Annotated in this window: 11 protein-coding genes; 8 read left to right on the top strand and 3 right to left on the bottom strand. The window is 71.4% G+C overall.

Annotated elements, in window-relative coordinates:
* Nucleotides 1-30 precede the first annotated feature (30 nt).
* Nucleotides 31-837, top strand: a complete 807-nt coding sequence (locus tag ACFY0T_RS39790; RefSeq protein WP_388882537.1) for a dioxygenase — start codon at nucleotides 31-33, stop codon at nucleotides 835-837.
* A gap of 32 nt (nucleotides 838-869) precedes the next feature.
* On the opposite strand, the gene ACFY0T_RS39785 is transcribed toward ACFY0T_RS39790, so the two are convergent.
* Nucleotides 870-1,397, bottom strand: a complete 528-nt coding sequence (locus tag ACFY0T_RS39785; protein ID WP_388882534.1) for a GNAT family N-acetyltransferase — start codon at nucleotides 1,395-1,397, stop codon at nucleotides 870-872.
* A gap of 169 nt (nucleotides 1,398-1,566) precedes the next feature.
* Here ACFY0T_RS39785 and ACFY0T_RS39780 point away from each other — a divergent pair, with 169 nt between their 5' ends.
* Together ACFY0T_RS39780 and ACFY0T_RS39775 are read left to right on the top strand one after the other, a co-directional pair.
* Nucleotides 1,567-2,565 (top strand): RNA polymerase sigma factor RpoD/SigA, encoded by a 999-nt coding sequence (locus ACFY0T_RS39780; RefSeq protein ID WP_388882531.1) that lies wholly within the window; start codon nucleotides 1,567-1,569, stop codon nucleotides 2,563-2,565.
* 550 nt (nucleotides 2,566-3,115) lie between these two features.
* Nucleotides 3,116-3,736 carry a TetR family transcriptional regulator gene (locus ACFY0T_RS39775; RefSeq protein WP_388882594.1) on the top strand — a complete coding sequence of 207 codons (621 nt, stop codon included), beginning with the start codon at nucleotides 3,116-3,118 and terminating at the stop codon, nucleotides 3,734-3,736.
* 416 nt (nucleotides 3,737-4,152) lie between these two features.
* On the opposite strand, the gene ACFY0T_RS39770 is transcribed toward ACFY0T_RS39775, so the two are convergent.
* A complete protein-coding gene (locus ACFY0T_RS39770; RefSeq protein ID WP_388882528.1) occupies nucleotides 4,153-5,238 on the bottom strand; it encodes a helix-turn-helix transcriptional regulator in 1,086 nt (361 codons plus the stop codon).
* A gap of 62 nt (nucleotides 5,239-5,300) precedes the next feature.
* On the opposite strand from ACFY0T_RS39770, the gene ACFY0T_RS39765 reads away from it, so the two are divergent.
* The 5 genes from ACFY0T_RS39765 to ACFY0T_RS39745 all read left to right on the top strand — a co-directional run bounded on the left by ACFY0T_RS39765 (nucleotide 5,301) and on the right by ACFY0T_RS39745 (nucleotide 11,967).
* Complete coding sequence (locus ACFY0T_RS39765) at nucleotides 5,301-6,824, top strand: MFS transporter (RefSeq protein ID WP_388882525.1); 1,524 nt, start codon at nucleotides 5,301-5,303, stop codon at nucleotides 6,822-6,824.
* A 255-nt stretch (nucleotides 6,825-7,079) separates the two neighbouring features.
* The gene (locus tag ACFY0T_RS39760) at nucleotides 7,080-7,841 is read left to right on the top strand and encodes a DeoR/GlpR family DNA-binding transcription regulator (protein WP_388882522.1); all 762 of its coding nucleotides are present in this window, start codon (nucleotides 7,080-7,082) and stop codon (nucleotides 7,839-7,841) included.
* Between the two features lie 73 nt (nucleotides 7,842-7,914).
* Nucleotides 7,915-8,868 (top strand): 1-phosphofructokinase, encoded by a 954-nt coding sequence (pfkB, locus tag ACFY0T_RS39755; RefSeq protein ID WP_388882519.1) that lies wholly within the window; start codon nucleotides 7,915-7,917, stop codon nucleotides 8,866-8,868.
* 613 nt (nucleotides 8,869-9,481) lie between these two features.
* Entirely contained in the window at nucleotides 9,482-11,575 is a 2,094-nt protein-coding gene (locus tag ACFY0T_RS39750; RefSeq protein WP_388882516.1) for a fructose-specific PTS transporter subunit EIIC, read from the top strand.
* 131 nt (nucleotides 11,576-11,706) lie between these two features.
* Nucleotides 11,707-11,967 (top strand): hypothetical protein, encoded by a 261-nt coding sequence (locus tag ACFY0T_RS39745; RefSeq protein WP_388882514.1) that lies wholly within the window; start codon nucleotides 11,707-11,709, stop codon nucleotides 11,965-11,967.
* A gap of 182 nt (nucleotides 11,968-12,149) precedes the next feature.
* On the opposite strand, the gene ACFY0T_RS39740 is transcribed toward ACFY0T_RS39745, so the two are convergent.
* Nucleotides 12,150-12,938 carry a DUF6227 family protein gene (locus ACFY0T_RS39740; protein WP_388882512.1) on the bottom strand — a complete coding sequence of 263 codons (789 nt, stop codon included), beginning with the start codon at nucleotides 12,936-12,938 and terminating at the stop codon, nucleotides 12,150-12,152.
* Between the last annotated feature and the right edge of the window lie 28 nt (nucleotides 12,939-12,966).

Genomic DNA, 12,966 nt, shown 5'->3' with positions numbered 1-12,966 from the left:
TTTGGAGGGAACCCTCCGGAGGGAGTCGCCATGTCCGCCGCCACTGAGGAGCGTCCCGCGCTCGAGCGCATGCCCGCCCTCTATCTGAGCCATGGTGCCCCGCCGCTCGCCGACGACCCGATCTGGCCCGGCCAGCTCGCCGCCTGGTCCGCCGACCTGCCGCGCCCCAAGGCGATCCTCATGGTCTCCGCACACTGGGAAGAGGCCCCGCTCGCCCTCGGCGCGGTGCAGGCCGTGCCGCTCGTGTACGACTTCTGGGGCTTCCCCGAGCACTACTACCAGGTGACGTACGCGGCCCCCGGCGCCCCCGAACTCGCGGAGTCCGTACGGAAGTTGCTGCGCGCGCCCGGTACGCCGGTGCAGGACATCCCGGACCGCGGGCTCGACCACGGCGCGTACGTCCCGCTGGTGGAGATGTTCCCCGCGGCCGACATCCCGGTCCTGCAGATCTCCATGCCGACCCTCGACCCGGTCCGCCTGTTCGAGATCGGCCGCAAGCTGGCGCCGCTGCGCGACGAGGGCGTGCTGATCGTCGGCTCCGGCTTCTTCACCCACAACCTCGCGGCCCTGCGGCACGCCGGTGGGGGAGTCCCGTCCTGGTCGAGCGAGTTCGACGACTGGGGCCACCGCGCCCTGGACGCCGGCGACGTGGACGCGCTGCTCGACTTCGAGCGCAAGTCCCCGGCCGGCCGTCTCGCCCACCCGCGCACCGAGCACTTCGCGCCCCTCTTCGTGACCATGGGCTCGGCGGACGCCTCGGGTGAACTTGATGGGCAGCGGTCCGTGATCGACGGCTTCTGGATGGGGATGGCGAAGCGGTCGGTGCAGTTCGGCTGACGCGCTCCTGACCGGGGCGTTCCTGGCAGGGGCTAGGTGAGGTCCTTCTCGTACCAGGCCACATCCCAGTACCGGCCGAACTTGCGGCCCACCTCCCGGTAGGTGCCGACATGCCGGAAGCCGAAGCGTTCGTGCAGCCGCACGGATGCTTCGTTCCTCTCGGGCTGGGCGATGCCCGCGTAGGCGCGGTGCAGATCCTCGTCGGCGAGGGCTTCGAAGAGGGCCTTGTAGAGGAGGGTGCCGACGCCGCGGCGACCGGCGTCCGGGGCGAGGTAGATGGTGACCTCGACGGAGGTGTCGTACGCGGGCTTCACGCGAAAGGCGCTGGATGTGGCGTACCCAAGAATCGCCTGTGTGTTTTCGTCCGTGGCAACCATCAGGCGGTGCGGTCCGTCTTCAGGGTGGGAGAGCAGCCACGAGCGACGCTCTTCCGGCGTGAAGACAGCGGTATCGAATGTGATGGGCGTCTCACGTACGTAGTGGTTGTAGATGTCCGTGAGGGCGTCGAGATCGCCCTCGACTCCCGGCCTGACCTGCACCTCTGTACGTTCCGACGGCATCCGTCCTCCCCTGTGGCCCGACAGGGTACTGCATGATCAGAAAAATCGAGGGGCGGCTTGGGAATTCTGTCCGGATTCCAGTCGTTGTTTCCATCGGATGCCGGGCACCCGGGAGGGTGAGCCCGAAGTCCAGGACCACCCGCAAGCCCACCATCGCAAGGGAGCACGCATGGCAACCCGTGCCGTCGCCCGTCGTCAGTCCGCCAGCGGCGAGACCAGCGACGCGGCACGCAGTGTTCGCGTCGTAGGCGGCGAGATCGCCGACCGCGACCTGGTCGGCATGTACCTCGACGAGATCGCGCGTACGCCACTGCTCGATGCCGCCAAGGAAGTCGAGCTGTCCCAGATCATCGAGGCGGGTGTGTTCGCGCGGCAGATCCTCGACGGTGAGGAGGAGGCCAAGGCGGATGCCACCCGCGAGGAGCTGGAGGCGCTGGTCGCCGACGCCGAGCGGGCGAAGGACATCTTCATCCGCTCGAACCTCCGACTGGTCGTGGCCGTCGCCCGGCGCTACCCGCGCAGCGGCCTGCCCCTCCTCGACCTGATCCAGGAGGGCAACGCGGGTCTGGTCCGCGCCGTCGAGAAGTTCGACTACCGCAAGGGCTTCAAGTTCTCGACGTACGCGACGTGGTGGATCCGCCAGGCCATCACCCGCTCCATCGCCGACCAGTCGCGCACGATCCGCCTCCCCGTCCACCTGGTCGAGGAGCTGGGCCGGATCCGGCGCGTACAGCGCGAGTTCAACCGTGAGAACGGGCGGGAGCCGGAGCACGCGGAGATCGCCGCCGAGCTCGGTTCGACGCCGGAGCGCGTGGGCGACGTCCTGGACTGGGCCCGCGACCCGGTCTCGCTGAACATGGCGGTGGACGACGAGGGCGAGACCCAGTTCGGCGACCTGCTGGAGGACACCTCCGCCGTGTCGCCCGAGCAGTCGGTCCTCACCCTGCTGCGCAGCGAGGAGCTGGACGACCTGATCGGCCGCCTCGACCAGCGCACGGCCTCCATCATCAAGATGCGGTACGGCATCGACGACGGCCGGGAGCGCACGCTCACGGAGGTCGGCAAGGAGCACGGCCTCACGCGCGAGCGCATCCGCCAGATCGAGAAGCACGCGCTGCTCGAACTGAAGAAGCTGGCCCGCGACACGGGGTTCGACGCGGCGGCGTAACGCTCGTACGGGCCGCCACGCGCGGACCGTGGGCCGCCACACGCGGACCGTACGGACACGCCCGCCACGTTGGCCACAAGTCGACCAGACATGGCCATGTAAAGCCGCTTCAACCTGCTGGGCTCTGGGCACAAGACTTCAGGGCCCAGGGTTCAGGGGTTCCACCCAGGGGCGTACACACGCGCCCCTCCCAGAACCGAGTCCCGACGCACTCCCCCCGCGCCGGGACTCTTCCGGAGCCGAGCTTCGGCGCCTTTCCCCCCCCCTTGGCGCCGAAGCTCGGCTCCATTTGTTGACGGCGGAGGCGCTGCTTCTTGTTGGCGGCGGGGGCGCTGGTTCCGGGCAGGTCGTTGGCGGGCCACCCCGAACCTGAACCCCGGGGTGACCCGGATGGCAGATTCTGCCACAGGGGCATAACCTGCCGTCCGTGACCGGTACCGAACGCGTGGCGCGCACCTCCGCCGGCCGATCGGCCCCGGCTTCTGCCTCCTCGGATCGCGCGGCCGGCGCGGGTTCTTCGCTGACCGAGCGGCGCAAGGCGGCCACCCGGATGGAGATCGCCCGGGCCGCGGCGGAGCTCTTCATGCGCCATGGTCTGCGGGGCACCCGTGCCGAGGACATCGCCCGAGCGGCCGGGGTCGCGCCCCGCACCTTCTACCGGTACTTCGCGAGCAAGGAGGAGGCCCTCGGCCCCCTCTTCACCGCGGGCGTCCAGAAGTGGGCCGAGGCGGTCCGCGACGCCCCGGCCGAGCTGACGGTTCCCGAGGCGCTCCGCCACGCGATCGTCTCCACCTTGACCCCGGGCGTCGGTGTCCGACACGAGTCCCTGGACTGGGCCCGCGCCCTCCTCCGCCTGGCCGAGGACAATCCGGCCCTGCTGAGGGTGTGGGGCGAGGCGTGCCAGACGGCGGAGCGGACGTTGGCGGGGGTGCTGGCGGCGAGGGGTGCGGCGGCCGCTGAGCAGTCGGATGCCGTTTCCTCCGAGCCTGCCCCCGGGCTCCGCCTCAGCGCCGCCGTGGCCGGCGCGGCCGTCCGCGTCGCGGTGGAGGCCTGGGCGGCCGGGGACGACGCGGCGGACGGACCGAACGGCCCCGCCGCGCTCGCGCTGCGCAACCTCGGGGCCCTTCGCGACTTTCCCTGGGGCGCCGAACTTCCCTCGGGCGACGGCTGATCGGTGGGTCCGAGGGTCAAGTACGGGACGGCGTGCTGAGGTTGGAGTCTCCCGGGCCGCCTCCGGCCCGGGTCTGACGGGGTCGGCGGCCACGGAGCCGCCCCCGGGCTCGCGTCAGGCGGTCCGCCATCTCCCGTACATAGCCGACCAGTTCGTGCGGCGGCTCCCGGGCGACGGCTGATCGGCGGGCCCGAGGGTCAAGTACGGGATGGCGTGCTGAGGTTGGAGTGTCCCGAGCCGTCCCCGGGCCCGCGTCTGGCGGGGCTGGAGTCTCCGGAGCCGTCCCCGGGCCCGTGTCTGGCGGGGTCGGCGTCCCCCGAGCCGCCTCCGGCTCGCGTCAGGCGTTCTCCCAACTCCCGTACGTAGCCGACCAGTTCGGGCCGCTCCCGGGCGACGGCTGATCGGCTGCCCGAGGGTCAAGTACGGGACGGTGCGCTGAGGTTGGAGTCTCCTGAGCCGCGTCCGGGCCCGCGTCTGGCGGGGTTGGAGTCTCCGGAGCCGTCCCCGGGCCCGCGTCTGGCGGGGTCGGCGTCCCCCGAGCCGCCTCCGGCCCGCGTCAGGCGGTCCCCCAACTTCCGTACGTAGCCGACCAGTTCCGGCGGCTCCCGGACGGCGAACTCGCAGTCGACCATCGCGATCCGCACCGCCAGCCACTCCACGGAGTCGCCCGCGGAGGAACGCAGCCGGCAGCTGTGGTCGTCGATCGGCTCGGGTACGCCGAGCCAGGCGGGCAGGCGCGCCGCGACGAACGCGGCGGGTGCGGCGAAGGTGACCTCGAACTCGTACGTCTGCTGCCGCCGGAACATCGACTGCCGCAGAAACTCCGCCGCACTCCCCGTCGGCAGCTCGCGCGGCGTGAACCGCGCCCCGGTCGCGAAGGGCTCGGCGACCCGGTCGACACGGAACGTACGCCAGTCCTCGCGATCGAGGTCGTACGCGACGAGGTACCAGCGGCGGCCGGTGGAGACGAGCCGGTACGGCTCGGTCAGCCGCCGCGACGGTGTCCCGTCCCCGGAGCGGTAGGCGAACCGCAGCCGCTCCTGCCCCGCGATGCTCGACGCCATCACGGTCAGTGTCTCAGGCGCGATACTCGCCCCGTCTCCGCTGGTCAGCGGGGTGGTGGCGGCCTGCAGCGTGGACACGCGGTGCCGCAGCCGGGACGGCAGCACCTGTTCCAGCTTGGCGAGGGCCCGTACGGAGGCCTCGTCCACGCCCTCGACGGCGTGCCCGGCACCGGCCCGCAGGCCCACCGCGATCGCCACGGCCTCCTCGTCGTCGAGCACCAGCGGCGGCATCGCCTTCCCCGCCACCAGCCGGTACCCGCCGTCGGCCCCCTTGGTCGCCTGCACCGGATAGCCCAGCTCGCGGAGCCGGTCGATGTCCCGCCGGACGGTACGACGGGACACCCCGAGCCGCTCGGAGAGCTCACCGCCGGGCCATTCGCGGGGCGTCTGGAGGAGGGAGAGGAGCTGGAGAAGCCGGGCCGGCGTATCCGTTGTCATGAGTTCGAGGATGCCGCACCACTAGGACACAATCTGACCTAATGGGCCCGTAGCTTCGAGACATGACCTCCACCGAGACCACTCTCAACAGCCCGGCCGATGTGGCCGACAGCCCGGCCGACCGGCGGCGCTGGTTCGCCCTCGCCATCGTGATGACCGCGGCCTTCATGGACCTGGTCGACGTCACGATCGTCAACATCGCGATCCCGTCGATCCAGCAGGACGCGGGCGCCTCGTTCAGCCAGATCCAGTGGATCACAGCGGGCTACGCGCTGGCCTTCGCCGCCGGGCTCATCACCGGTGGGCGGCTCGGCGACATCCACGGCCGCAAGAGGCTCTTCCTCCTCGGCATAGGCGGCTTCACGATCGCCTCGGCACTGTGCGGCTTCGCCGCGAACCCGGAGATGCTCGTCGCCTCGCGCATCCTGCAGGGCGGAATGGCCGCGATGATGGTGCCGCAGGTGCTGTCGATCGTGCACGCCACTTTCCCGGCGCACGAGCGGGGCAAGGTCTTCGGCCTCTTCGGCGCGATCGTCGGCCTGGGCGCGGTCTCCGGTCCGCTCCTCGGCGCGCTGCTCACCGAGTGGAATCTGTTCGGCCTGGAGTGGCGGCCGATCTTCCTCATCAACCTGCCGGTGGGGGTGGCCGCGCTGATCCTGGGCCGCCGGTTCATCAGCGAGTCCAAGGCCCCGCAGGCGCTGAAGCTCGACCTTGTCGGCGTCGCCCTGGTCACCCTCGGAATGCTGATGCTGATCTACCCGCTGACCCGCGGCCGTGAGCTGGGCTGGCCGCTGTGGGGGTACGTGTCGATGGCCGGCGCCCTTGCCGTCTTCGCGGCGCTGGTCGCATACGAGAAGCGGAAGACGCGGATCGACGGTTCCCCTCTCGTCGAACTCTCCCTGTTCAAGGTGAAGAGCTTCGCGGCGGGCATCGCCGTACAGACCGTCTTCGGGGTCGCCCTCGGGATCTTCTTCCTGGTCTGGACGCTGTACATGCAGAAGGGGCTCGGCTGGAGCCCGCTGCGGGCGGGGCTGACCGGAGTGCCGTTCTCGATCGCCGTGTCGGCGGCGGCGGGCATGTCGGTGCAGCTGCTGGTGCCGCGCTTCGGGCGCAAGGTGCTGCAGGCGGGCGCCCTGATCATGGCGGTCGGCGTGCTGCTCTACATCTGGGAGTCCGACCGGTACGGGATGTCCATCGCCTCCTGGCAGATGGCGCTTCCGCTGGTGGTCATGGGCGCGGGCATGGGATTCATCGTGGCCCCGCTGACGGACGCGGTGCTGTCGGAGGTCCCGCGCGAGCACTCCGGTTCGGCGTCCGGACTCATCAACACCGTGCAGCAGATGGGCAACGCGCTGGGGCTCGGGCTGGTGTCGGTCCTCTTCTTCGGCGAGATCGGCGACCGGCTGACCCCGGCCCAGGTGGGCCCCGCCTTCGTCAACGCCTTCCAGTACGCACTGGGCTGGGTCGCGGCGGTGATGGCGGTCATCTTCCTGCTGATGTTCGCCCTGCCGAAGAAGCAGGCGCAGCATGTGGAAGGAGCTTCCGAGGTGGTCGAGGTGGAGAAGGAGCCGGCGCTGGTTGGGTGAGCGACGGCTGAAGGGGCCCGGCACCTCAGGTGCCGGGCCCCTCTTTGGGTTACCGACCAGGCCCGGAAGCTTCGGGTTACCGACCTGGCCCTGACGCTTCGGGTTACCGACCTGGCCCTGCAGTTTGGGTTACCGACCTGGCCCCGAAGTCCGTTCATGCCCGAATCACGCCCGAACCTGTTTACTTTCCAGAAATCCAGGCGTAGCCTCCGAGTGAAACCACAGGTTCGGGCATTGAATCGGAGGTGAACGGACATGTACGCACCGGAGCGGCAGCAGGAGATCCTCCGGCTCGCCCGTGACGGCGGCCGGGTGGACGTCCTCTCCCTGGCCGAGGAGTTCCAGGTCACCGCGGAGACCATCCGCCGGGACCTGAAGACCCTGGACCGCGCGGGTCTCGTACGCCGTGTGCACGGTGGTGCGATTCCCGCCGGGCGCCTGGACTTCGAGCCCGACCTCGCCGAGCGCGAGTCCACCGCGGCCGACCTGAAGGACCGTATCGCCCAGGCCGCGGTCGCCGAACTGCCCACCGACGGCACGGTGATCCTGGACGCCGGATCGACGGTCGCCCGGCTCGCCGGAGCACTCCCGCTGGAGGCGACGCTCACCGTCGTCACCCACAGCCTGCCGATCGCGGCCCGCCTCGCGGACCACCCCGGCATCCAACTCCATCTCGTCGGGGGGCGCGTACGGCACCGTACGCGCGCCGCCGTGGACGCCTGGGCGCTGCGCGCCTACAGCGAGATCCGTGCCGATGTTCTCTTCATCGCCGCCAACGGCTTCTCCGCCGACTACGGACTGACCACCCCCGACCTCGCCGAGGCCGCCGTCAAGCGCGCGACCATGCGTGCCGCGCGCCGCGTGGTGCTGCTCGCCGACTCCTCCAAGAGCGGCCAGGAGCACTTCGCCCGCTTCGGCGACCTGAGCGATGTGGATCTGCTGATCACCGACCGGGGGCTGAGCCCCGAAGACGCCGCCGCCATCGAGCGCGGTGGCACCGAAGTGCTGTGTGTATAGAGCGGCGAGCGGCGCGAAAGTGCCGTGTCGTCACAGCGGCGCGAAAGTGCCGTGTGTTGAGAAACGAGTGCGCATGATCCTCACCGTCACCCCCAACCCGTCCCTGGACCGTACGTACGAGGTCCCGTCGCTCGACCGCGGCGAGGTCATCCGGGCCACCGGCGAGCGCATGGACCCGGGCGGCAAGGGCGTGAACGTCTCGCGCGCGGTCGCGGCCGCCGGGCAGCGCACGGTTGCCGTGCTGCCCCTGGGTGGTGCGCCCGGCGCACTCGTCGCCGACCTGCTCGACGCGCAGGGCATCGAGGTCGCGCCGGTCCCGGTCGCCGGAGCCACCCGCTCGAACATCTCGGTCGCCGAACCCGACGGCACCCTGACGAAGATCAACGCCCCCGGCCCCGAACTCTCCGCCGCCGAGGCCGAACTCCTCCTGGAGACCGTCCGGCAGCAGTACCGCGCCGGCGACATCACCTGGATCACCTGCTGCGGCAGCCTGCCGCGCGGGCTCGGACCGTCCTGGTACGCCGACCTCGTGGCCCGCGCACACGCGGCGGGCGCCCGGATCGCGCTGGACACCTCCGGTCCGGCACTGCTCGCGGCGCTGCGCGAGCGGCCAGACGTGGTCAAGCCCAACGCCGAGGAGCTCGCGGAAGCCGTCGGGCGCCCCCTCGCCACGGTGGGCGACGCGGTGAAGGCGGCCGAGGAATTGCGCGAGCTGGGCGCGGGCGCCGTGCTCGCGAGCCTGGGCGCGGACGGGCAGTTGCTCGTCGACGCCGCGGGCACCTGGTTCGGCAGCGCGCGGGTGGATGCCGTACGCAGCAACGTGGGCGCCGGCGACTCCTCGCTCGCCGGCTTCCTGATCGCCGGCGGCACCGGCCCCGAGGCGCTCGCCTCCGCCGTCGCCCATGGCGCCGCGGCCGTCCAACTCCCCGGCAGCGTGATGCCGGGCCCGGCCGACCTCGACCCCTCCGCCGTGACCGTCACGTCGGAGGTCCCGGTGGATCTCGCACTGACGGAGCCCGTGTCATGAGCACCGGATCACTTTCCTACCGCGGGCGTGGCGCACTGCGCTACGACGAGCGTGGCGCGCTGCGCTACGGCGGCCGCGGCGCATTGCGCCACGGCGTGTGGGGCTCACCGCGGTTCGGCGAGCATGGCTCACTGCGCGTGGGTGGGCATGGCTCACTGTGCGACGGTGGGCATGGCTCACCGCGCTTCGGTGGGCACGGCGCACTCCGCGGCGGCGGGCACGGCGCACTGTGCGACGGTGGGCACAGCTCACTCCGCGGCGGCGCGTGCGGCTCACCTCGCCGTGGTGCTCGCGGATCGCTTCGCTACGGCGCGCGAGCCGCGTACGCCGCATCGCGTACGGGGCTTGTGAGCCCGGGGGCGCTCCCGTCCCGTACGCCCCCTGAACCGGCCCTGAAGCGGTGGGGTCTCCCCTTCCCCGCCGCAGCCATGCGGAGGTGGGATCCCCCCGGTCCCGCCCCCGAGGAGAGGCGGGGTTTCCCCGGCCCCGCCTCTTCCACTCACCTCACCACCCGTCCCACCCCTGCGACCCCTGCCCCCTCTGAGCGCAACACCCCTGTCCCCACCCCCGCCCACCACTCCCCCCGGGCGATACGCGTGCGAAGGAGCCCGCGATGAGCGAGATGATCACCGCGGACCTGGTCGACCTCGACCTGTCCGCCGATACGAAGGAAGCGGCGGCGCGCGCCCTCGCCGAGCGCATGGTCGCCAAGGGTCGGGTCACCGACCTCGACGGCTTCCTCGCCGACGTGGCCGCCCGCGAGGCCCAGATGCCGACCGGCCTGGACGGCGGCATCGGCATCCCGCACTGCCGAAGCGAACACGTCACCGAGCCGACGCTCGCCTTCGGACGCAGCGCGGCAGGGATCGACTTCGGCGCCCCGGACGGGCCCGCCGACCTGATCTTCCTGATCGCCGCCCCGGCCGGCGCGGACGACGCCCACCTCACGATCCTGTCGTCCCTCGCCCGCCAGCTGATGAACGACGAGTTCACCTCCGCGCTGCGGGCCGTGGACGACACGGCGGCCGCGGCAGCGCTCATCCGCGGCGACGAGCCCCTGGCGCCCGCAGGCGCCCCCGAGAACGCCGCGGCGGCGTCGAATGCGGCGGCCTCCGCCGACGCCGCCGCGGACGGCACGGCCCCGGTGCCGGGTGCGACCGTCGAGGACGGACCCGCCCCGGCGCCGGGCGCCACCGACGGCGCCAAGCCGTTCCGTATCGTCGCCGTCACCTCCTGCCCCACCGGCATCGCCCACACCTACATGGCGGCCGAGTCGCTGGAGAACGCGGGCCGCGAGGCCGGCATCGAGGTGGTCGTCGAGACGCAGGGCTCGGCCGGTTTCACCCGGCTCGACCCGGCGGTCATCGCCGCCGCGGACGGCGTCATCTTCGCCCACGACGTGCCTGTACGGGACAAGGACCGCTTCGCCGGGAAGCCGACGGTCGACGTCGGTGTGAAGGCGGGCATCAACAAGCCCGCCGAGCTGATCGCCGAGGTGCGGGACAAGGCCGCACGCGGCGAGGTGACCGCGGGCTCCGCGCCCGGCACGCCGGTGGAGCGCGCCGGTGCGTCCGGCGAGGGCTACGGCACCAAGCTCCGCAAGTGGCTGATGTCCGGCGTGAGTTACATGGTCCCCTTCGTCGCGGCGGGCGGTCTGCTGATCGCCCTCGGCTTCGCGATCGGCGGCTACAAGATCAACAAGGCGCCGTCGGTCATGGACCACTTCCTGTGGACCCAGGCGGACAGCTGGGGCGCGCTGTTCTTCCAGATCGGCGTCGTCTCCTTCGGCTTCCTCGTCCCGGTCCTGGCCGGCTACATCGCCTACGGCATGGCGGACCGGCCAGGTCTCGTGCCCGGCTTCGTCGGCGGCGCGATCTCCCTCACCATCAACGCGGGCTTCCTCGGCGGTCTGGCCGCCGGTCTCATCGCCGGTGGTGTGGTGATCGGGATCCAGAAGGTCAAGATCCCGGCGGCCTTGCGCGGCATCATGCCGGTGGTGGTGATCCCACTGATCTCCGCGGCGATCGTCGGGTTCCTGATGTTCGTGGTGATCGGCAAGCCCATCGCCTCCGCCCAGAAGGGCATGACCGACTGGCTGAACGGCCTCACCGGCACGAACGCCATCCTGCTCGGCATGCTGCTCGGCCTGATGATGTGCTTCGACCTCGGCGGCCCGGTCAACAAGGTCGCGTACACCTTCGCCACCGCCGGTATCGCGGTCGCGAGCCCCAGCGACTCGGCCATGAAGATCATGGCGGCCGTGATGGCGGCGGGCATGGTTCCGCCCCTGGCCATGGCCCTGGCGACGACCGTGCGCGGCAAGCTCTTCACGCAGACCGAGCGCGAGAACGGCAAGGCGGCCTGGGTGCTGGGTGCCTCCTTCATCTCGGAGGGCGCGATCCCGTTCGCGGCTGCCGACCCGCTGCGCGTCATCCCCTCCTCCATGGTGGGCGGTGCGGTCACCGGCGCCCTGTCGATGGCCTTCGGTGCCACGCTGCGCGCCCCGCACGGCGGCATCTTCGTGGTCCCGCTGATCGGCAACCCGTTCCTCTACCTGATCGCCATCGCGGCCGGTGTCTGTGTCACCGCCGCCCTGGTGGTCGTCCTCAAGGGCATGCGGAAGCCGGCCGCGGCGGGCGCCGCCACGGAGGTCGCGGACGCCGCGATATCGGCCCAGGCCGGGTCGAAGGAGCCGGTCGCGGCCTGAACGGCCAACTGCCTGCCCCTGTAGAGCGCCTGCGCCTGCCCCTTTAGGGCTCCAGTGAGGTGTTCACCGCATCTGCGAGATACATCACGGTCCGGGACTAAAGTCCCGGACCGTGGTGTCTACTGGGGCCTATGCCTGAGCATGTGTCGACCTTCCAGCTGATAGGCGTACCCGCCCTCGCCCTGGTGACCGCCGTCTGCATCGTCGGCCTGGGACGCCTCCGGCGTCAGCGCCGGTTCGAGGCCGCTGTGCGGCGCCACCGCGACACGCTCCGGGCCATGCCCGACCAGCGCCCTTCCGGCCCCGTCGCCGAGTCCGTCGAGCTCACCCCCGAGGAACACGCCGCCTTCACGGGCCTGGTACGTCGGTTCGGCAACGACAGCCGCCCGTAACCATCCCGTACGCGGGCGGGCGCAAAGCCACTTGGGGCCAAGTCACGCCGCGCGCCAAGCCGCGTGCGTGGACGGCAGGCAAGCCGCGCGGCGCGCCAAGCCACGTGCGTGGAGGTCGGCCAAGTCGCGCGGCGCGCCAAGCCACGTGCGTGGACGGCAGCGGCAAGTCGCCGGCGCGGGCGTCAGCCGAGGCGTGCGGCCCGGCGCTCCATCGCGTCCCGTGCCGCGTCCTCCGTCGCGTACACCTCGCACATGTGCCGTCGGTCCGGCGTCGCCGTGTGCTCGACCTCCCACAGGGAGATCTCCCGCCCGTCGCGCAGCAGGAACGCGTGCTCGTAGAGCGAGAAGCACAGCCCCGCCTGGCCGGCCCGGCAGGGGCGCCCGAAGGCCTGGGTGATCTGATGCGCGAACGCCTCACGCAACAGCAGCGTCGTGACGTCGGCCCCCGGCCGGTCCGGGTTCTCCGCCCGCCGCAGCAGCCGGCGCGCATGGTCCGCGGAGTCGTCGGGCACATACTCCCCCAAGCTCTCGACTCCGCTCGACCAGGAGGGACCCCCACGCCGCGGCTCGGGGATCGGTGACAGCTGTACGAACACGGGCAGTTCGAAGTCCGGCGCGTCCGCCGGCAGCGGGAGCCGGGCGGTGGCGGCGCGCAGCTCCTCCTCGTCGACGTACACCTCGTGCTGCGGTTCTCTGCCGGGTGCCGTGTTGTGCACGAGCTCCCACAGCGTGACCGCCGAGCCGTCGGCGAGCAGCCAGGTGTGACGGTACGTCTCCCGGTGCAGCCCCGCGCTGTGGTGCGCGGAGTGCAGCGAACTGTCGTGCGCCAGCGCGCAGTCGAGCCGCCTTATCGTCTCGTCGGGCAGCTCGAAGGAGTTCAGGGCGCGACCGAGGAGTCGCGCGAGATGCTCCTCCGGAGACTCGGGCGACTCGGGTGGTTCGTACGCTGCTGTCTCGTACGGAACGCTCAAGGTTTCTCCCGGCGTTGCTGCATGTCAC

Source organism: Streptomyces sp. NPDC001530 (assembly GCF_042894545.1).
Lineage (GTDB): Bacteria > Actinomycetota > Actinomycetes > Streptomycetales > Streptomycetaceae > Streptomyces.
Note: the sequence above shows the minus strand (reverse complement) of the source record. Positions and strands in the feature narration are given on the sequence as shown.

Excerpts from the sequence above, each read along its gene's own strand:
- ACFY0T_RS39790 (WP_388882537.1), top strand. The coding sequence starts at position 31 with ATGTCCGCCGCCACTGAGGAGCGTCCCGCGCTCGAGCGCATGCCCGCC.
- ACFY0T_RS39785 (WP_388882534.1), bottom strand. The coding sequence starts at position 1,397 with ATGCCGTCGGAACGTACAGAGGTGCAGGTCAGGCCGGGAGTCGAGGGC.
- ACFY0T_RS39780 (WP_388882531.1), top strand. The coding sequence starts at position 1,567 with ATGGCAACCCGTGCCGTCGCCCGTCGTCAGTCCGCCAGCGGCGAGACC.
- ACFY0T_RS39775 (WP_388882594.1), top strand. The coding sequence starts at position 3,116 with ATGGAGATCGCCCGGGCCGCGGCGGAGCTCTTCATGCGCCATGGTCTG.
- ACFY0T_RS39770 (WP_388882528.1), bottom strand. The coding sequence starts at position 5,238 with ATGACAACGGATACGCCGGCCCGGCTTCTCCAGCTCCTCTCCCTCCTC.
- ACFY0T_RS39765 (WP_388882525.1), top strand. The coding sequence starts at position 5,301 with ATGACCTCCACCGAGACCACTCTCAACAGCCCGGCCGATGTGGCCGAC.
- ACFY0T_RS39760 (WP_388882522.1), top strand. The coding sequence starts at position 7,080 with ATGTACGCACCGGAGCGGCAGCAGGAGATCCTCCGGCTCGCCCGTGAC.
- pfkB (WP_388882519.1), top strand. The coding sequence starts at position 7,915 with ATGATCCTCACCGTCACCCCCAACCCGTCCCTGGACCGTACGTACGAG.
- ACFY0T_RS39750 (WP_388882516.1), top strand. The coding sequence starts at position 9,482 with ATGAGCGAGATGATCACCGCGGACCTGGTCGACCTCGACCTGTCCGCC.
- ACFY0T_RS39745 (WP_388882514.1), top strand. The coding sequence starts at position 11,707 with ATGCCTGAGCATGTGTCGACCTTCCAGCTGATAGGCGTACCCGCCCTC.